This window comes from Gemmobacter sp. 24YEA27 (assembly GCF_030052995.1).
Taxonomy (GTDB): Bacteria; Pseudomonadota; Alphaproteobacteria; order Rhodobacterales; family Rhodobacteraceae; genus Pseudogemmobacter.
On record NZ_JASJPW010000001.1, the window covers coordinates 912,080 to 931,953 of the forward strand.

At 63.4% G+C, this 19,874-nt stretch carries 13 protein-coding genes, 1 other RNA gene and 1 pseudogene; 5 read left to right on the forward strand and 10 right to left on the reverse strand.

Going from position 1 to position 19,874, the window contains the following annotated elements; translation table 11 throughout:
- Window positions 1–91 precede the first annotated feature (91 nt).
- Together QNO18_RS04510 and QNO18_RS04515 are read right to left on the reverse strand one after the other, a co-directional pair.
- The gene (locus QNO18_RS04510) at window positions 92–3,421 is read right to left on the reverse strand and encodes a transglutaminase family protein (RefSeq protein ID WP_283176718.1); all 3,330 of its coding nucleotides are present in this window, start codon (window positions 3,419–3,421) and stop codon (window positions 92–94) included.
- 161 nt (window positions 3,422–3,582) lie between these two features.
- Window positions 3,583–4,788, reverse strand: a complete 1,206-nt coding sequence (locus QNO18_RS04515; RefSeq protein WP_283176719.1) for an AI-2E family transporter — start codon at window positions 4,786–4,788, stop codon at window positions 3,583–3,585.
- A gap of 398 nt (window positions 4,789–5,186) precedes the next feature.
- On the opposite strand from QNO18_RS04515, the gene QNO18_RS04520 reads away from it, so the two are divergent.
- Together QNO18_RS04520 and QNO18_RS04525 are read left to right on the forward strand one after the other, a co-directional pair.
- Entirely contained in the window at window positions 5,187–6,578 is a 1,392-nt protein-coding gene (locus QNO18_RS04520; RefSeq protein ID WP_283176720.1) for a phosphomannomutase, read from the forward strand.
- Between the two features lie 9 nt (window positions 6,579–6,587).
- Window positions 6,588–7,607: an NAD-dependent epimerase/dehydratase family protein gene (locus QNO18_RS04525; RefSeq protein WP_283176721.1), complete on the forward strand. Its 1,020-nt coding sequence runs from the start codon at window positions 6,588–6,590 to the stop codon at window positions 7,605–7,607.
- 292 nt (window positions 7,608–7,899) lie between these two features.
- Here QNO18_RS04525 and ffs read toward each other — a convergent pair.
- The 3 genes from ffs to QNO18_RS04540 all read right to left on the reverse strand — a co-directional run bounded on the left by ffs (window position 7,900) and on the right by QNO18_RS04540 (window position 10,635).
- Window positions 7,900–7,998: signal recognition particle sRNA small type (gene ffs / locus QNO18_RS04530), an RNA gene on the reverse strand.
- A gap of 41 nt (window positions 7,999–8,039) precedes the next feature.
- Entirely contained in the window at window positions 8,040–8,669 is a 630-nt protein-coding gene (locus QNO18_RS04535) for an HAD family phosphatase (RefSeq protein WP_283176722.1), read from the reverse strand.
- 43 nt (window positions 8,670–8,712) lie between these two features.
- Window positions 8,713–10,635 carry a metallophosphoesterase gene (locus QNO18_RS04540; protein ID WP_283176723.1) on the reverse strand — a complete coding sequence of 641 codons (1,923 nt, stop codon included), beginning with the start codon at window positions 10,633–10,635 and terminating at the stop codon, window positions 8,713–8,715.
- A 224-nt stretch (window positions 10,636–10,859) separates the two neighbouring features.
- Here QNO18_RS04540 and nudC point away from each other — a divergent pair, with 224 nt between their 5' ends.
- Both nudC and QNO18_RS04550 read left to right on the forward strand, forming a co-directional pair.
- The gene (gene nudC, locus QNO18_RS04545) at window positions 10,860–11,804 is read left to right on the forward strand and encodes an NAD(+) diphosphatase (RefSeq protein WP_283176724.1); all 945 of its coding nucleotides are present in this window, start codon (window positions 10,860–10,862) and stop codon (window positions 11,802–11,804) included.
- 218 nt (window positions 11,805–12,022) lie between these two features.
- Window positions 12,023–12,493, forward strand: a complete 471-nt coding sequence (locus QNO18_RS04550; protein ID WP_283176725.1) for an SRPBCC family protein — start codon at window positions 12,023–12,025, stop codon at window positions 12,491–12,493.
- A 60-nt stretch (window positions 12,494–12,553) separates the two neighbouring features.
- Here QNO18_RS04550 and fnrL read toward each other — a convergent pair whose 3' ends face one another.
- Entirely contained in the window at window positions 12,554–13,300 is a 747-nt protein-coding gene (fnrL, locus tag QNO18_RS04555; RefSeq protein ID WP_198835785.1) for a transcriptional regulator FnrL, read from the reverse strand.
- A gap of 77 nt (window positions 13,301–13,377) precedes the next feature.
- Between fnrL and hemN the strand changes: the two genes are divergently transcribed.
- Window positions 13,378–14,733, forward strand: a complete 1,356-nt coding sequence (gene hemN, locus QNO18_RS04560; protein WP_283176726.1) for an oxygen-independent coproporphyrinogen III oxidase — start codon at window positions 13,378–13,380, stop codon at window positions 14,731–14,733.
- 3 nt (window positions 14,734–14,736) lie between these two features.
- Here hemN and QNO18_RS04565 read toward each other — a convergent pair whose 3' ends face one another.
- The 4 genes and pseudogenes from QNO18_RS04565 to QNO18_RS04580 all read right to left on the reverse strand — a co-directional run bounded on the left by QNO18_RS04565 (window position 14,737) and on the right by QNO18_RS04580 (window position 19,868).
- Window positions 14,737–15,966, reverse strand: coding sequence for a glycosyltransferase (locus QNO18_RS04565; protein WP_283176727.1), 1,230 nt, complete (start codon window positions 15,964–15,966; stop codon window positions 14,737–14,739).
- Window positions 15,963–17,612, reverse strand: a complete 1,650-nt coding sequence (locus QNO18_RS04570; RefSeq protein ID WP_283176728.1) for an ABC transporter ATP-binding protein — start codon at window positions 17,610–17,612, stop codon at window positions 15,963–15,965. Before QNO18_RS04570 ends, QNO18_RS04565 begins: the two co-directional genes overlap by 4 nt.
- Window positions 17,609–18,717 (reverse strand): annotated as a pseudogene (locus tag QNO18_RS04575) (ABC transporter permease). Before QNO18_RS04575 ends, QNO18_RS04570 begins: the two are co-directional and overlap by 4 nt.
- Window positions 18,717–19,868: an ABC transporter permease subunit gene (locus QNO18_RS04580; protein WP_198835733.1), complete on the reverse strand. Its 1,152-nt coding sequence runs from the start codon at window positions 19,866–19,868 to the stop codon at window positions 18,717–18,719. Before QNO18_RS04580 ends, QNO18_RS04575 begins: the two are co-directional and overlap by 1 nt.
- Between the last annotated feature and the right edge of the window lie 6 nt (window positions 19,869–19,874).

Below are 19,874 nucleotides of genomic sequence, written 5' to 3' on the forward strand. Positions count from 1 at the left end.
GGGCAAAGGGCGGTACGCTGCCAGGCCGAAATCGTGACGCGGCTCTGATCCGGAAGGCGAAGCTCTGGCCGGAACCGAAGGGGAAGGCAAGTCACCAGTCATGGCTGGACCAGATGCCGATGGGGCGTCTCAGGTCAAGGGTCAGCGGGAATTCCGGGTGCCGGGTCTCGGCCTGTGGCTGCCAGAGATTGCCGGTGCCGCCAAAAGGCTGGAACCGCGCGAGGCGCCGTGCCTCCGCCTCGTTGCCGTTGACCGGGAAAGTGTCGTAATTCCGCCCGCCAGGATGGGCGACATGATAAGTGCAGCCGCCCAGACTGCGCCCCGACCAGCGGTCATAAAGGTCAAAGGACAAAGGCGCCTGGGATTTCAGGCGCGGATGGATGGCCAGTGCCGGCTCCCATGCCTTGAACCGGAGGCCCGCCACCGCCTCGCCGCTGCGGGTAGCGGTCAGGGGCAGCTCGCGCCCGTTGCAGGTCACGGCATAGCGGGATGGGTCGGCGGTGGTCAGTTTCACCTGGAGCCGTTCGGTCGAGCTGTCGGTATAGCGCGCGGTGCCGCCAATGGCGCCGGTCTCGCCCAGAACATGCCAGGGCTCCAGCGCCTGGCGGATCTCGATATGGGTGCCCTCATAATCCACTTCGCCGCAGAAGGGGAAACGGAACTCTGCCTGCGCGCTGAACCATTCCTCTTTCAGATCAAAACCATGGGTGCGCAGATCGGCCAGCACATCGCGGAAATCCTGCCAGACGAAATGCGGCAGCATGAAACGGTCATGCAGGCTGGTTCCCCAGCGGGTCAGCGGGCCGGAGGACGGAGCGTTCCAGAATCGTGCGATCAGGGCGCGGATCAGGAGTTGCTGAGCCAGAGACATCCGCGCATCCGGCGGCATCTCGAAGCCACGGAATTCGACAAGGCCCAGCCGGCCGGTCGGACCATCCGGAGAATAGAGCTTGTCGATGCAGATCTCGGCGCGGTGGGTGTTGCCGGTCACATCGGTGAGCAAGTTTCTCAGCAGCCGGTCGGTCAGCCAGGGCAGCGGCGGCTCTCCCTCGGATGGCGCGGGGATCTGCGACAGCGCGATTTCCATCTCGTAAAGCGCGTCATGGCGGGCCTCGTCGATCCGGGGCGCCTGGGAGGTCGGGCCGATGAAGAGGCCTGAGAACAGGTAAGACAGCGAGGGATGCCGGTTCCAGTGCAGGATCAGTGAGCGCAAGAGGTCAGGGCGGCGCAGGAAGGGGCTGTCGAGCGTTGTGGCACCGCCGACCACGACATGGTTGCCGCCCCCGGTGCCGGTATGTTTGCCGTCGATCATGAATTTCTCGGCGCAAAGACGGCTTTGGCGGGCATCCTCATAGACGCCATTGGTGATCGCGACGCAGTCTTCCCATGAGGTGGCCGGGTGGATATTCACCTCGATCACACCCGGATCGGGGGCAACGCGGATCACATTCATTCGTGGATCATGCGGTGGCTGATAGCCCTCGATATGGACTTTCAGACCCAGTTTTGCCGCCGCCGTCTCAGTTGCAGCCAGCAGGTCGAGATAATCCTCAAGCCGCACCACCGGGGGCATGAAAACCGAAAGCCGCCCCTCGCGCGGCTCGATCGACAGCGCGGTGCGAACGGCACCGCCCAGTTCGGAACCGGCGATCTGTTCGGTGATCTGCTGGCCTCCGGGCGCGGCGGTAAAGCTGGCGCGGGGCTGCGGATTGGCGTCGGGTTTCGGCAGGTCGGGGCGGGCTTCGGTCGGATCGGCAGGGTTCAGCCAGGGGTATTCTGCGGCGGAGAGATGCTTCAGACTGCCGAGCGGCAGCCGGTAGCCGACCGGGCTGTCACCGGGGGTCAGAAAGACCTTGCCGCGACGCATGGACCACAATTCTGACACCCATTTCCGCCCGTGGTCGCGCCCCTGCCAGGGCTGCACCGGCAAGACATAGCCGACAGGCTCCGTCAGCCCGCGCGCGAAGACCTGCGAAATGCGATGCCGCGCCTCGGGGTCTTTCAGCTCGGGGTTTTCCGGGGTGACGTTCTCGGGAAGCATCGCCTCTTTCACCAGCCATTCGGCGGGGTCTTCATAGGCGGGCAGAATGAAATCCTGCGGCAGATCAAGCTGTAGCGCGATTTCCGACAGAAGCGCCGCCGCCTGTTCGGGCGTCGCGCCCTGATCCTCGCCTTCGGGGGCGATCAGGCTGGCATCTTGCCAGACCGGATGGCCGTCCCGCCGCCAGTAAAGTGAAAAGGTCCAGCGCGGCAGCGTCTCGCCCGGATACCATTTGCCCTGGCCGTAATGCAGAAAGCCCCCCGGCGCGAAACGGTCGCGCAAGCGGCGCACCATCTGATCGGCCAGCGCGCGTTTTTGGGGCCCGACGGCTTCGGAATTCCATTCCGGGCTTTCGAAATCATCAATCGAGACGAAGGTCGGCTCGCCGCCCATGGTGAGCCGCACATCCCCCGCCGCCAGCGCCTGATCGACGCGGGCGCCAAGGGCGGTCAACTCCTCCCAGGCCGCATCGGAAAACGGTTTGGTGATGCGCGGATGCTCCGAGATCCGGGTCACGCGCATGTCGAAATCGAAACCGACATTGGCCTGCCCCGTAAAACCGCCGGTGATCGGGGCGGCATTCCGGTAATGCGGTGTCGCGGAAAGCGGGATATGGCTCTCGCCGGTCAGAAGGCCCGAGGTCGGGTCCAGCCCGATCCAGCCGGCGCCGGGCAGATAGACCTCGGCCCAGGCGTGAAGATCCGTGAAATCGACCTCGGTTCCCGAGGGGCCATCCAGCGCCTTCAGATCTGGTTTCAGCTGGATCAGATAGCCCGAGACAAAGCGCGCAGCGAACCCCAGATGGCGCAAAAGATTGACCAGCAGCCAGGAGCTGTCGCGACACGACCCCGAGGCAAGTTGCAACGTCTGCGCCGGCGTCTGGACGCCCGGCTCCATCCGGATCAGGTAGTTCACCTCTGAGGCAATCCGCGCGTTCAGCCCGACGATGAAATCGACAGTGCGCAATGGCGCGCGGCTGATCGAGGCGAGCAGGGCGTCGAATTCGGCGCCCTGTGGCTCCACCTGGCGATAGATCGACAGGTCCTGGATCAGATCGTCGGGATAGGTGAAGGGAAAGGTCTCGGCGCTTTCCTCGACGAAGAAATCAAACGGGTTGTAGACGGTCATATCGGCGACCAGATCAACCTCGATCTTCAGCTCGCGCACGGGTTCAGGAAAGACGAAACGTGCCAGCCAATTGCCGTAAGGGTCTTGCTGGTGGTTGACGAAATGACCGCCGGGGCTGACTTTCAGGCTATGGCTGATCACCCGGGTGCGCGAATGCGGCGCCGGTCGCAGCCGGATCACCTGGGGGCCAAGCAGGACCGGCTGGTCATAGATGTAATGTGTCAGGTGATGGATTGCGGCCTTGATCGACATCGGAACTTCCTGTTGGCGGCCGGCAACATGTTCCACCCCCGGCCCGGAACCCCAGAGTTCAGGGCAAATCCGGGCCAGACAAGGGGGGTTTGCCATCTCTTCGCGCAATTGGCGCAAATCCGGGCAATAACTGCCCGCCAATCGGGCAGTCCGCGGGGGCCTTACCCGTCAGCGGTTGTGACCGGCGGCGGCACCAGCGGCGGCAAGGCATTCGTCTGCGGCTGGCGGCGCGCCTCGTCTTCAAGTATTTCGCGCTGCCATTCCCGCCAGATCGACATCAGAAGCGCCATCAGCACCGGCCCGACGAAAAGCCCGACAATGCCCATGGTCTTTACCCCGCCGATCAACCCGAAGAAGGTCGGCAGGAACGGCAGCCGCACCGGGCCACCGACCAGCATCGGGCGGATGGTCTTGTCGACGATGAACAGCTCGACCGTGCCCCAGGTGAAGAGCGCGACCCCGGCCCAGGGCGAGCCCGAGGCGACCAGATACAGCGAGGCAAGGGTGAAGGACAAAGGTGCGCCGCCGGGGATCAGCGCCATGACGGCGGTGATGACGGCGAAGGTGACGGGCGAGGGCAGGCCCGCGAAGTAATAGGCGATGCCCAGAACCACGCCTTCGCCAATCGCAATCAGCGTCATGCCGGTCACTGTGGCCGAAATGGTGGCGGGCGCGATGCGCGACAGGCGGTTCCAGCGTTCGGGGAGGATGCGGGCACCGACGCGGTCGATCTGTTCCACCACGCGGTCGCCGTCACGATAGAACACGAACAGCGCGATCAGCATGAAAACGAGGTTCAGGAACAGGTGGAAGGCGGTCGATCCCGCGCTGAGCACGCCGCGATAGATCGAGCCGATATTCTCGCCCGAGATCAGCTGCACCAATTCCCCAAGGCCGCCGGGATGGCCAATGGTCGCGCGCCATTTGTCATCTATCCAGCCGCCGACCTGCGGCAGTTCGACCAGCCAGTGCGGCGGCGGTGTGCCGGTGCTGTTGATGCGGAACCCCCAGGAGATCCAGTCACGCAATTCGTGGAAGGCGTAGAACAGCGCCGCAAGGATCGGCAGCACCAGAAAGCACAAAAGCACAAGCACCAGTGCCGTGGCGGTCAGGGTGCGCCCCAGCTTTGGCAGCGAGCGTTCGCGCAGGGGCCAGCTTGCGACCGCGATCACGGTGGCGGCCAGTACGGGCACGATAAAGCCGTAGAAGAAATAGACCGAGGCCGCGAGGATCGCGAGCAAGAGCCAGCGCGCCGCCGAAATATCGGTGATCAGCGGGCGACGATATCCGTGCCGCGTTTCCCCGGCAAAGGGTGGCTCGGGGCGGGAGGGAGGTCCGGGGCGGGAAGGGGTCGTCGTTGCGGCCATGTTCCGATCTTTTCCATTTTCCGGCATAGTCGCGCCCCGGGGCGCCAGTGTCGAGATGCCAGTGTCAGGACAGCGGCACTATGGATCGCAGTTTCATGAGACATTCCGATGAAAATCTCTTTTCTGCGGCAGGATTTTCGCGGCACTATGGCCGCGATGTCACCACCCACAGATGGGGTGGCGCCCCGCGAACTGCAAGTGTTTATGATCTGCAAGTGGTTGCTTTTCCGGATCGTTTTGCGATTTTGCCAATCTCCCGGAAGAGTGGGCAGGGCAGGAATTTCTGGCCCGCCTCTGCCCCTTCGCGACCGCAGAGGTTGTGATGCATATATTTGCAGATTATGGCCAAAACCGAAAACGACTGGAAACTCAGGGCGATCCTGACTGGAGGCGAAGCTATGGCTCCGAAATTTGGCACCAGCGGCCTGCGCGGCCTCGTGACTGAACTGACCGACGCATTGGTGGCGGATTACACCCGCGCCTTTCTCGCGGCCTGCCCCACGGAAGGCGGCTCGGGCGGCGGGTTGTTTGTCGGCGAAGATCTGCGGCCCTCAAGCCCTGGCATTGCGCGTGTGGTGATCGAGACCGCGCTGAAGGAGGGCGTTGATGTCACCGCCTGTGGCGCGCTCCCGACGCCGGCGCTGGCCTGTCTCGCGCGTCGGGCCGGAGCGGCGGCGGTGATGGTGACCGGCAGCCATATCCCCGCCGATCGCAACGGGCTGAAATTCTACACCCCTGCAGGCGAGATCACCAAAGAAGATGAGACCGCGATCCTTGGGGCCCTTGGCCGCGATCCGGGTAATGCCGCCCCTGACGGCCGCAGGTTGCAGGAGGCCGGGGGCAATACTGCCTTTATTCACCGCTATGTGTCGGTCTTCGGCCCTGATGCGCTGCAGGGGCGGCGGATCGGCGTTTACAGCCATTCGGCGGTCGGACGCGAGGCGATGCTGTCAACGCTGCGCGGACTTGGCGCCGAGGCGATTGAGTTTGGCCATTCCGACAGCTTCATCCCGGTCGATACCGAAGCCGTTGACCCCGATGTTGCGCGCCAGATCGCGATCTGGGTGGCAGAGAACGGCCTTGATGCCCTGATTTCGACCGATGGCGATTCCGACCGCCCGCTTTTGGCAGATGAGACCGGGCGCATCGTGCCCGGCGATATCCTCGGCCAGATCGCGGCTGCGGCGCTTGGGGCAGATACGGTGGTGACGCCGGTTTCCTCGAATTCGGGTGTGATGCGCAAGGGATTTGCCTCGGTCAGGCGCACCAGGATCGGCTCGCCATTTGTGATCGCTGCGATGGAAGCGGCGGGCGGGCGCGTGGTGGGATATGAAGCCAATGGCGGCTTCCTGCTGGGCTTTGACGCGGCGCTGGCCGGTGGCGTGATCCAGGCGCTGCCGACCCGCGATTTCCTGCTGCCGATCCTGATGGTGCTGATTGCGGCGCAGGGCGGCACGGTCTCGACCCTTGTGGCGGGTGAGCCACCGGTCGTGACCCTGTCGGACCGGCTGCAAGAGATCGCGCCAGAGCGCTCGGGCCCCTTTCTCACGCGGCTGGTCCGGGATGCGGGCGCACGGGCGGCCTTTCTCGCCGGGCTTGGCCAGGAGGAAAAAGCTGTCGATCTGACAGACGGGTTGCGGATCACCCTGGCGACCGGCGCCATTCTGCATCTGCGCCCCTCTGGCAATGCGCCCGAATTCAGGCTCTATACCGAGGCGGAAGATGCGGTTGCAGCACGGAATTTGATGGATCGCGGGCTGACGGCGCTGAGGCAAGAGCTGATCGGATAAAGGTGATTTATGGCTGAGACACGCAAAGCGCTGGTGACGGGATCTTCGGGCTTTATCGGCTATCACCTCTGCCGTCGCCTGCTGGCAGATGGCTTCCAGGTGATCGGGCTCGACAATATGTCCGATTACTATGACGTGACACTGAAACAGCGCCGCCAGGCGATGCTGAGCCAGGATCCGGGCTTCCAGGTCGTGAATGATTCGGTTGAGACACCCGGCCTGATGATGCAGCTGTTCGAAACCCATCGCCCCGATGTGGTGATCCATCTCGCCGCCCAGGCCGGGGTGCGCTATTCCATCGACAACCCGCGCGCCTATCTGGAAAGCAATATCGTCGGCACTTTCGAGATATTAGAGGCAGCCCGCGCCTTCCCACCGCAGCATTTGCTGCTGGCCTCGACCTCTTCGGCCTATGGCGCCAATACGAAGATGCCCTATGCGGAAACCGACCGCGCCGATCATCAGATGTCGTTCTATGCCGCGACGAAAAAGGCAACGGAAGGCATGGCGCACAGCTATGCGCATCTCTTCGGCCTGCCGGTGACGATGTTCCGCTTTTTCACGGTTTACGGACCCTGGGGGCGCCCGGATATGGCGCCGATCAAATTCACCGCGAGAATTCTCAGAGGCGAGCCCATCGACGTCTATAACCATGGCGAGATGAAGCGCGACTTTACCTATATCGACGACCTGGTGGAAGGGATCCGCCTTCTGATCGACGCTGCCCCTGTGACGCCGGAAAATGGCCAGGTGTCCGAAGGCGACAGCCTTTCGCCGGTGGCGCCCTGGCGTGTGGTGAATATCGGCAATTCCGAAGCCGTGGAGTTGGATGATTTCATCGCAGCCATCGAGGCCGCCACCGGGCGCAAGGCGATCCGCAATCTGATGCCGATGCAGGCCGGTGACGTACCCGCGACCTGGGCCGATGCGAACCTGTTGAAAAGCCTGACCGGTTATCAGCCCAAAACCCGCGTGCCCGAAGGGGTGGCGGCTTTCGTCGCCTGGTATCGTGACTACTACAATGTCTGAGGGCGCGGGCTCTGTCGGCTCGCATACCTGCAATGCGCTGGCCCCGGGCGGAGTTCATCCCGCTCGCCCTTGACAATCTCCCGACCGGCTGGGGCGAGGGGGAATGGACTGCTGGCGCAGTATAAGCCGGTGACGCTTTTCGCGGCGCTGGCAGCAAATACCGGCTCAATCAGAGCATTTGCCGAGTGTCGCCATCCCTGACCCTGTTCCGGCAGGCGACCCCGACCAAGAAATATCAGTAAGCCCTTGTTTTCAAGGGTGCTATTTCGCATCAACGGCTTGGCAGGGGAAAAGGTGAGAGGCTGGACAACGACCCAAACGGATCTCGTTACGGCTGCTTCCTTCCGGACCTGACCGGGTTGGCGAGGCGTTCACCCGCGCCAACCTCTCAAGTCCGATATAAGCGGCCTGAAAGGCTGACGCAAGAGGGGCTCAGATGGCGAGACCGGCAAGGCGGGCGCCCGCCAGCAGGTCATCGGCGATGTGATGTGCCCAGCGGCCTGTCGGGCTGACGACGTCTTTCACCTGCACCACGGTGCAGCCGGCGCGATGGCCGGCCTCAGCGCCGGTCTCGCTGTCCTCGAAGACCAGGCAGCGCGACGGGTCGAGATCCAGCATCTCTGCCGCCATCAGATAGGGCTGCGGATCGGGCTTTGGCCGCGTCACCTCGTCCAGCGTGATCACCCCGGCAAAGGCCGCATGGATGCCGGTCAGCTCAAGCTTGCGCAGCGCGCCCGGGCGCCCCGACGAAGTCACCAGCACCGCAGGCACCGCGAGCCCGTCAAGGAGCTGGCGCGCGCCGGGTTTCAGATCAAGGCCCGCTTCGAGATCTTCGTAAAAGGCGCGGTGCAGATCGGTCTGCAGCTGTACGGCGTCCAGTCCCGGCAGCGTCTCACGCAGATATTGGGTGACTGCGGGCTCATCCTTGCCGATCAGCTCATGAAGGAAATCGGGTTCGACCGGATGGCCATGATCCGCAAAAACCCGCATGTTAGAGCGTAGCGCCAGCGCCTCGGTATCGACCAGAGTGCCGTCGAGATCGAAGAAAACCGCGTCAAACATATTCATCCTCAGCCATTGAATCCGCTGGCCGGACCCTGCACCATCACAGATGCAGACGAAAGCGCGAAAAGCCTGATGGCATCAGCCCGATTGGCTCGGGACGCAGCAAGGCGGCGGAGTCGAGCCGCTCGCAGGCGCCGCTTCCACTGTCAAAAAGCACCGAGGTGCCCGGCATCGGCGTGAAGCGCCAGCCGGGGTGGTCATCTGAGACGATCCGCTCCTTTTCGCGGATATAATCGGCGATGATCCCGGTACAGTTGCGGCCCTCATCAAGGACCACTTCACCGGCGGGGCGGCGGGGGTCGTCGGTTATGTAATTATTGACGACGAGGATCACAGGATCGTCTGGCCCAAGCGGCCGGCCGTCGATCATGAGGCCCTTGATGCGGCCCTTGCCGAAGGGGCGCGCGATCCCGGGCGGGGCAGGGGGCAGGCTCAGGTCGATCTGATAGACGGCACCGATGGCAGCGGCATAGCTGAAGGCCGGAATCACTGGATTGGTCAGGATCTGGTCAGGTTTGCCCGGCAGGATCTGGTTGAAGAGTGTGCAGGCAAGGTCAAGCCGCCTGGCCAGCTCCGCTCCGGTGGTCAGGAGCGCGGTCAGCGTATTTGGAAACGGATAAAGGCTGAACACGTGGCGCAGCGAGACATTTCCCTGCGGAATGTCGACGTAGTTCATCGGCCCGCCGCGCCCGCCAGAGCGGAAGGACGAAACCAGCGCCACCATCGGCAGTTTGCTCCATGGCCCGCCGTCGAGGCGTGCGCGGGCATGCGCGCTTAGTGCAGCCCCGATCAGACGCATCGCCTGGCCGTCCGCGACATTGGCAAACCAGGACGAGACCGGCATCGCGACCGTCCCAAGCCGCTGTCGCATCCGGAAAAGCGCGGCGGAGTGATCCTGGGCCAGCGCAAGCCGCAAGGGGGCCGAAGCCTCGCGGATCGTGCGCGACGGCATCCCGGCAACCGTTTCCTGGCCGGCGATCAGGTGCGCCCGGCTGCGCGTCACCTCCCATCGGCGGTTCGGGATGCCGCTCACCGGGCTCAGCCAGAGGTCGATCACCCCCAGATGCGAGCCTTCATGCCCCGGTTGCACCACCGGCTTGCCGGAAATATGGCCGCTGATCCCGTTCACCCTTGGGTCGGAATAGCTGCGCAGGTCGGGAAAGGTCAGGTGGCTATGGCCGGCAATCACTGCATCAAGCCCGGGGATCCCGGCAATCTCGACCGCCTGGTTGTCTTCGGACACACCTGCAACCGGCTGCGCGATGCCGGTATGGGCAAGACAGATCACGATATCCGCCCCCTGCGCCCGCAATTCTGGCACCCAGGCGCGGGCGGTCTCCTCCATCTGCCGTATCTCGAGCCGGTCCCGGATCCAGCGCGCATTCCATTGCAGCGTCTCGGGCGGCGTCAGGGCGAAAATTCCGACAGTGACCGCGCGCCGCGTCCCGTCCGGAAGTGCGATCTCGCGGGTCAACAATGTTGCAGGCGTGGTGAAATGCCGGTCTGCAAGCGGCGTTGACGCCTTCTCCACCAGGACATTGGTGGAAATCACCGGAAAAGCGGCACCCTCAATCGCGCAGCTCAGCGTTTCGAGCCCGTAGTCGAATTCATGATTGCCAAGCGCCACAGCATCATAGGAAAGGGCGTTGAAGGCTGTGATCGCGGGATGCGGCCGTCTGCCGCGCCGCGTCGTTCCGATCTCGGCCAGGGCGCCACCCTGCAGAAAATCCCCGTTGTCGAGCAAAAGAGAAGCGGGCGCAGTGCGGCGCGCTTCGGCGATCAGACAGGCGATCTGGGCGAGGCCGGTGCCGGGAAGCTGGCGATTTGCGAAATAGTCATAGGACAGCAGCTGCGCGTGAAGGTCGCTGGTCGCGATGATCCTCAGCAGGCCGGAGCCGTCAGGCGGCGTTTCGCGGGCAAAGACCAATCCTCCGGACCAGAGCCTGTCAGGTTCAGAAGACATGCTGCCATGCCTTCGAAGGGGGTGAGAGTGCAACCATTGCGGTCATATTTGATTGAAACACGGTCGACATTCAAATGAACAACTGAAGGTTGTCACGCCGCTGGCTCAGCCGCAAGCCCCCACGGAAAACTCTGCCGGATGCGTGGCGAAGGGGCTTTTCGGCGCCTGTCCGGCATGTCATCACCGCCTGAAGATCCCTGAAGGCTAATGCGGTGGAGCAAGTGATGCAACAGGCCAGTTCCGTGACTTTTGGCGGCACCGGGCGCGACAGGGGCCATGAGTTGCGCTCTGACGCCGAGGCGCTGGCGGCGCTTCTTGCAGGCGGGCTGATCCTGCCGCTATGGCGCGGGATGCCGCTGGCCGATGACACCACATTGGGGTTTGTGACGACGGGGGATCCGTTGCTGGCCGATGCCCCGCCACCGGTTTTTCTGGGTCTCTGGCGCGAGAAGGGTGTTTTTGCCGCTGATGTCTCGTCCTGGAAGCCGGAAGAGGGCCTGCCGACCGAGACGGTTTTCGATGCCGGGCGGCAGCCGCATCCGCTGGCACCGGCGGGGCGGCAATTCATCGAACTGCGCCAGATCATGGCAGCGCTTGACCCGGACGAGGCCGAGATGGCCGCAACCGCCCGGGCGCTGCTGGAATGGCACCGCAGCCATGGCTTCTGCCCGTCCTGCGGGGCGAAATCCGAGACCGGCGGCGCCGGCTGGCACCGCAAATGCCCGTCTTGCAAGGCGATGCATTTTCCACGCACCGATCCGGTGGTGATCATGCTGGTGACCCGGGGCAATGACCTTCTGCTCGGCCGCAGCCCGGGCTGGCCCGAGGGCATGTATTCGACGCTTGCGGGCTTTGTCGAGCCGGGCGAGACCGTCGAGGCTGCGGTGTGCCGCGAGGTTCAGGAAGAGACCGGCGTGATCTGCGGCGCGGTGCGCTACCTTGCCAGCCAGCCCTGGCCTTTCCCGGCCTCGCTGATGCTGGGCTGTCATGCTCAGGCGCTCAGCGATGAGATCATTCTCGACCCGGTCGAGCTGGATCACGCGCTCTGGGTCAGCCGCGAAGACATGGTGCGGGTGGTCAATGGCACGCATGAGGCGGTGCGACCGCCACGCCAGGGCTCTATCGCGCGCTATCTTATCGAAAGCTGGCTTGCCGACCGGCTGGATTAAGGGGATTGTTGCAAATCCGGTGGTGAAAGCCGGCATAAAACTACGGCGAAATATCTGACGATACACAGGATATATCTGAAATAACACCGCGCCAGGGTTTAAGGTCGCGGTATCTCCGGCAAGGTTGCGCCGGTACAGTTTTCACCCGCCGTTTCGCCTCGCAGCTGTGGCGGTCTGCGGTCTGGCATATAACAACACTGACAGTCAGGTTCTGACATATGAAATTCAGCGCGAAGCAGGATATTGAGGCACCACTGGACTTTGTCTGGCAGGAAGTCATCGATTTCGAACATTTCGAGCGCATGGCCGTGCGGCGCGGTGCAGAGGTCGAGCGGATCGATCATCTGAAACGCCCGGAGGCCGGCATGGCCTGGCGACTGCGTTTTGCCTATAAAAGCAAGCCGCGAAAGGTGCTCTTGCGCATTGCCGAGCTGAGCCCGCCCAACGCGCTTGACCTCGACCTCGACAGCCCTTCCGTGGCGGGCGGGGTGCGGCTGGAATTGCTGAGCCTCGCGCCGAAGCGCACGCGGGTATTGCTGGTTGCCGAGACCCGCCCGAAGACCATCGCAGCGCGGCTGCTGATCCAGTCGCTGCGCCTGGTCAAGGGCCGCACGCAGCGCAGGCTGGACGGGCAGATGGGCAAATTCGCGAAGATGATCGAAGAGCGCTGGCTGGAAAGCGCTGGCTGACCAGGGGCAAGCGAGCCATCAGGGCCAGGTCTCAGGTATCACTGGCCTAAGGCATCAGGGTCAGGCGGGCATCCCGCCATCGGAATCGTCGCCGGCCTCTTCCAGCAGGCGGCGATAATCCGGGATCTCGATCAGCCGCTTTCCATGCAGCCGGATGACCCCGTCGCGCTTCAGCGCCGAGATCTGGCGGCTGACCGTTTCCAGCGTCAGGCCAAGGTAATCCGCCATCTCTTCGCGGGTCAGCGGCAGCTCGACCGAGGCCTTGCCCAGCGTCTCATGCACCTTCAGCGACGCATCGCGCCGCGCCACAATCGCCAGCAGCGAGGCGATCTTTTCACGCGCGGTCTTGCGGCCCAGCAGGAGCATCCATTCGCGCGCCGCATCCAGCTCGTCGAGCGTCATTTCCAGCAGGCGCTGCGCCACATGCGGGGTTTTCACCAGCATGTCCTCGAAGGGTTTGCGGCGAAAACAGCACATCACCAGATCGGTCGTCGCGGTGACGTCATAGGTCGCGGTTGCCCGCCCCGGCCTCCCGACGAAATCCGAGGGCAGCAAAAGGCCCACCATCTGGCGCCGCCCGTCTTCCATCGTCTGGGTGAGGGTGGCGATGCCTGAGACCACCGAGGCCACGAAATCCATCCGGTCCCCCGACCAGATCACCGTCTGGCCGGCCTGAAAGCTGCGGTAATATTTCAGCTGCTCCAGCGTATCCATCTCGTCGCTGTCACAACGGGCGCAAACGGCACGATGGCGGATCGGGCAACCGCCGCACTCCATGTGCAAAGCCTGTTTGTCGTGCAGCGTCAAATTCACGCCGGGTGCCTCATTCAAAATCATTGATCTGCGTCAAGGAAGCAGAGCCTGCGCCGCTTTAGGGTAGAGCCATGACGCCAGATAAGCAACTTGAACGGCTGGGACTTTTTGACGCGAAGGTGCCCCGCTATACCTCATACCCGACCGCGCCGCAGTTTCGGGACGGGATCGGGGCGCCTGAGTTTACCTCCTGGCTGGCGCAGATCCCGGCCGGGTCGGGCATATCGCTTTATCTTCACGTGCCTTTCTGCCGCAGGTTGTGCTGGTTTTGCGCCTGCCGCACCCAGGGCACGCAATCCGAAGACCCGGTGATCGCCTATGCCCGGACACTGCGCGACGAGATCGCACTGCTGGCGCGGCATCTGCCTGAGAATGTTACGCTTTCCAGGCTGCACTGGGGCGGTGGCACGCCGACCTTGCTGCCGCCGGACGAGATCCTGCGTCTGACGGATGCGATTTTCTCGGTCGCTCCGATGGCACCGGGCGGCGAATTCTCGGTCGAGATCGATCCCAATGAGGCGGATGAGGCGCGCCTTGATGCGCTGGCGCAAGCGGGGATGACCCGGGCCTCGATCGGGGTCCAGGATTTCGATCCCGAGATCCAGAAAGCCATCGGCCGCGACCAGAGCTACGCGCTGACAAAGCGCATTTCCGACGGGCTGCGCGCCCGTGGCATCACCAGTCTGAACGCCGATATCCTTTACGGGCTGCCGCATCAGGACCGCGCCCGCATCGCTGATTCGGTGCAAAAGCTGCTCTCACTGGGGCCGGACCGGGTGGCGCTCTACGGCTATGCCCATGTGCCCTGGATGAGCCGGCGCCAGCAGCTGATCCCTTCGGAAAGCCTGCCGACTCCGCAGGAACGCCTGGCTCTGTTCGACACCGCCCGGGCGCTGTTTGCCGCCGATGGCTATGACGAGATCGGCATCGATCATTTCGCGCTGCCCTCGGATGGCCTGGCGAAGACCTGGAAAGAGGGCCGGCTGCGGCGGAATTTCCAGGGCTATACCGATGATCAGTCGGGGGTGCTGGTGGGGCTTGGCGCGTCGTCGATCTCGCGCTTTCCCCAGGGCTATGCGCAGAACGCCCCCGCCACGGCCGCCTATACGAAAGCGATCCGCGAGGGGCGGTTTTCGATTGCCAAAGGCCATGCTTTCCAGGGCGAAGACCTGATGCGGGGCCGTATCATCGAGGCGCTGATGTGCGACTTCCGCGTCTCGGGTACGGAACTGACGCGTGATTACGGTGCCAGCCCGACCCGGCTTGCGGCGCTGTTTGACGCGGTCAGCCTGCGGTTCGGGGATATGGTCCTGCGCGACGGCGCCGACCTGATCATCCCGCCCTGCGGCCGGCCGCTGACGCGGATGATCGCGCGGATGTTTGACGCCTATGACAGCGCGAAGGCGCAGCATTCGGCCGCGGTCTGATCCTTACGCGCCCTGCACCAGGCTTTCGACCAGCGCGACCTGGGCTGGCAGGCAGACCCGCTTCAGATCATATTTCGCGACCACCTCGGCGCGGGCGCGGGCGCGGATCGCGTCAAACCGCCCGGGTTCGGCCAGGCATTCCGCAAGCTGGCGCGCCCATGCTTTCTGGTCGAAGAAATCCACCAGAAGCCCGGTCTCGCCATGGCGGATCATCTCTTCGACCGGCGCGGTACGTGACCCGACGACCAGAGCGCCCGCCGCCATTGCCTCGACCATCGACCAGGACAGCACGAAAGGATAGGTCAGATAGGCATGTGCCCGACTGACCTGCATCAGCCGCAGATAATCGGCATAAGGCAGCTTGCCGGTGAAATGCACGCGGGATAGATCAAGCCGGTCCTTCACCTTATCCAGGATGATATCCTTCCAGCCCTTCGCACCCTTCGGGGCGGCACCATAGCTCACCTCATCGCCGCCCACGATCACCACCTGGGCATTGGGGCGTTCGCGCATCAGGCGCGGCAGCATCCGCATGAAGATATGATAGCCGCGATAGGGTTCGAGATTGCGGTTCACGAAGGTCAGCACCTCGTCCCCGGCCCGCAAGACCTGGCCCGATGGCGTGGTGAACTGCGCGCGCGGATCGGGGCGGACGATGTCGGTATCGACGCCGTCAAAGATCACATCCACCATCGGGCGCAGCGTGGCGGGCAGCGTCGAGGCCTGCCATTCGGTCGGCGCGAGCCCGCGATCGGCATGAACCAGTGCCTGACCGAGATGCGCGGCGCGGCCCTGGGCGATCATCACCTGGTCAAAGCCGCCGGGCGAAAATTCGGGGTCAAAGCCCACATCCTGACCGGCGCCGCGATAGTAGAATTCGGAATAGACCAGCAGTTTCGCCTTGGGCCAGACCTCTTTCAGAAAGAGCGTCTCGCCCCAGCCGGAATGGCCGATGATCAGATCGGGCGAGAACCCCTCGCGGTCGCGGATGGTCATGGCGGCGCGGGCCGCAACCACCCCCCGGTCGGAATTTGTGGTGTAATTGCGCCCCAGACGCGTGGCACGGGGATCGACCGGGTCGGGCGTGAACTTGTAGTGCCAGGTCTTAACCGGCGAGGGCCGGTCATTCCCGTGATCGGTCAGCGCGCGGCAGTCATGTCCACGCCGCACCAGTTCCGGCGCCAGATGTGGGAACTGGCCAGGGAAATTCTGGTGGACAAAGAGGATCTTCACGCATCCTCCCCGAGGGAGCCTGTTGCAGCGCCTTCGGGAGCCTCTTCTGCGCTGACCGGGCGCAGATCACCAAAGGCGGCTTCCATCAGCGCGCGGGTGTAATCGCTGGCGGGGCGGCGGAAAACCTGTTCGGTCGTACCGGATTCGACCACATCCCCCGCCCGCATCACCATGACCTTATGCGACATGGCGCGGATCACCCGCAGGTCATGGCTGATGAAGATATAGGCCAGCCCCCATTTCCGTTGCAGCCCGCGCAGGAGTTCGACGATCTGCACCTGTACCGTCATGTCCAGCGCCGAGGTCGGCTCGTCCAGCACCACAAGTTTCGGGCGCAGGATCATGGCGCGGGCAATGGCGATACGCTGCCGTTGCCCGCCGGAAAACTCATGCGGGTAGCGGGTCATCATCTCGGGGTCGAGCCCGACCTCACGCATGATGTCTGTCACCATATCGCGCGGGTCGCGGCCCGGTTCGACGCCATGCACGCCGAGGCCTTCGGCGATGATCTGTTCCGCCGTCATCCGGGGCGAGAGGCTGCCGAACGGGTCCTGGAACACGATCTGCATGTCGCGGCGCAGATCGCGCAGTGCCTGGCCGCGCAGCCGCGAGATATCCTTGCCCATGAAAAAAACCGGCCCCTCCGAGCCGATCAGCCGCATCAGGGCCAGCGCCAGCGTGGTTTTGCCAGAGCCGCTTTCGCCGACAATGCCCAGGGTTTCCCCGGCACGGACCGCGACATTGGCATCGTTCACGGCTTTCACATGCCCGACGGTGCGCTGAAGGAAGCCCTTGGTGATCGGGAACCAGACTTTCAGATGTTCAGAGCGGACCACTTCCGGGGCGTCAGCTGCCACCGGCCCGGGGTGGCCTGCGGCCTCGGCCGCCAGCAGTTTTTGCGTATAGGGGTGCTGGGGGTTGCCGAATACCTCGGCGGCTGGCCCCTGTTCGACGATCACCCCGTTTTGCATCACGCAGACCCGGTCGGCGATGCGGCGCACGATGTTCAGATCATGGGTGATGAACAAGAGGCTGAGGCCTTCGGACGCTTTCAGCTCGGCCAGCAATTCAAGGATCTGCTTCTGGATCGTCACATCCAGCGCGGTGGTCGGCTCATCCGCGACCAACAGCTCTGGCCCATTGGCCAGCGCCATGGCGATCATGACGCGCTGGCGCTGCCCGCCCGAAAGCTGATGCGGCCAGGCGTTCAGCCGGCTTTCCGGGTCGCGGATGCCGACCTTGGTCAAAAGCTCAATCACCCGCGCCCGCGCTTTGGCGCCGCGCAGGCCCTGGTGCAGTTCCAGGCTTTCGGTGATCTGCCGCTCGATCGAATGGAGCGGGTTCAATGAGGTCATCGGCTCCTGGAAGATGAAGCTGATATCATCGCCCCGCATCTGGCGCAGCTCGGCCTCTGAGAGTTTCGCGATGTCGCGCCCCTGCCAGGAGATGGTGCCCGAGACCGTGGCGTTATCGGCCAGAAGCCGCACGGTCGACAGCGCGGTCACCGATTTCCCGGAACCGCTTTCGCCGACCAGGGCCACTGTCTCGCCCTTGCCCACAGAGAAAGACACGCCCTTCACCGCCTCGATCTGGCGACCGTCCTGGGAAAAGCTGACGCGCAGGTCTTTTACGTCAAGCAGGCTCATCGGAAGGTCTTTCTCGGGTCGAATGCGTCGCGGATGCCTTCAAAGATGAAGATCAGCAGCGTCAGCATGATGGCGAAGGTGAAGAAGGCGACAAAGGCCAGATGCGGCGATTGCAGATTGGCCTGGGCCTGGCGCGAGAGCTGGCCAAGGGATGGCGCCGACAAGGGCAGGCCAAAGCCCAGGTAGTCGAGCATCGCCAGCGTGCCGATGGTGCCGGTGACCATGAAAGGCAGCATGGTCAGCGTGGCGACCATCGCATTCGGCAGCATATGGCGGAACATGATCTGAAGATCGGGCACCCCAAGGGCGCGTGCCGCCCGCACATATTCGAAATTCCGCGCGCGCAGGAATTCGGCCCGCACCACACCGACCAGCCCCGTCCAGCCGAACAGCACCAGAAGGAACACCATCAGCCAGAAGCTCTTCGCCCAGATCGCGGTCAGGATGATGATGACATAGATCGAGGGGATCGAGCCCCAGAGCTCGATCACGCGCTGGAAAATCAGGTCGGTCTTGCCGCCGAAATATCCCTGGACAGCACCCGCTGCGACACCAAAAAGCCCGTTCAGCACCGTGACGATCAGCGCGAAGGTGACGGAAAGGCGGAAGCCATAGATCACGCGGGCCAGCACGTCACGGCTGGCCTCATCGGTGCCCAGCCAGTTCTGCGCCGAGGGGCCGGCAGGGGCGCGACCGCCGGTATCGACGATGGTGCTGTATTGATAGGGGAGCGGTGCCCAGAGGATCCAGCCCTTCCGGACCGGCTCGCCCATGACGGTACCCTTCTCGTTCAGCTCGGCCATGACAGCGGCAGTGTCATTCTCGCATTCCGCGCTGCCGCCGGTCATGATCAGACATTGCACCTCGGGCTGGCGATAAGTGGCCTCGGTGCGCAGGACACCGCCAAAGCGGGTCTCGGGTAGAATTTGAGGAAGGGCATGTGCCAGCTGCCCTGATAGCGCACCAGCAGAGGCCGGTCATTGGCGATCAGCTCTGCCCCGAGCGTCAGCACATAAAGCACGCCGAAAATGATCAGTGACCAGAAGGCCCGCCGGTTGGCTTTGAAATTGCGCCAGCGGCGCTGGTTCAGCGGCGAAAGTGCCATCAGCCCGCCCTCTTCGAGAAATCAATACGGGGATCGACGAGCACATACATCAGATCCGAGATAATCCCCACGACCAGCCCGATCAGCCCAAAGGCAAACAGCGTGCCGAACATCACCGCAAAATCGCGTTCAATCGTGGCACGGTATAAAAGCAGCCCCAGACCGTCCAGCGTGAAGATCATCTCGATGATCAGCGACGAACCGAAGAAAACCCCGAGGAACAGTGCCGGAAAGCCCGCAATCACGATCAGCATCGCATTGCGGAAGACATGTCCGTAAAGCACGCGGCGTTCTGACAGGCCCTTGGCGCGGGCGGTCATGACATATTGCTTGCGGATCTCGTCAAGGAAGCTGTTCTTGGTCAGAAGCGTCAGCGTGGCAAAGCTGGCGATCAGCTGCGCCGTCACCGGCAAAGTGATATGCCAGAGATAATCGCCGACCTTGCCGATCCAGGACAGGCTGTCCCAGTTGTCCGATGTCAGCCCCCGCAGCGGGAACCATTGCCAGTAGGTGCCCCCGGCAAACAGCACCATCAAGAGGATCGCAAACAGGAAGCCGGGGATCGCATAGGCGGCGATGATGATGCCCGAAGACCAGGTGTCGAACGAGGATCCGTCCTTCACCGCCTTGCGGATGCCCAGCGGGATCGAGATCAGATAAGCGATCAGCGTCGACCACAGGCCCAGCGTGATCGAGACCGGCATTTTCTCGATGATCAGATCGACGACCGAGATCTTGCGGAAAAAGCTCTCGCCAAAGTCAAAGCGCGCATAGTTCCACATCATGATGCCAAAGCGCTCCCAGAACGGGATCATTTCTTTGTGGCAGGCCTCGTTGCGGATGTCGCGTCTGCCGGTGAAACCATCGTCACAGATGATACGGGCAAAGCCGAATTGCTCCTCAAGCTGTGCCCGGTATTCGGGGGAAAGGCCTTGCGCGCCGGTATAGCCCGACTGGCCCGCGTCGCCGGTTCCGGCATCACCGCCCGCCCCGGCGATCCCTGCAATGGAATCGCCAGACCCCTGCAGCCGTGCCTCGATCTGATCCAGCGGGCCGCCCGGCACCACATTGGTGAGGGCGAAATTGATCAGCATGATGCCGAACAGGGTCGGGATCACCAGCAACAGCCGTCTGAGAATATAGGAGCCCAAGGTCGT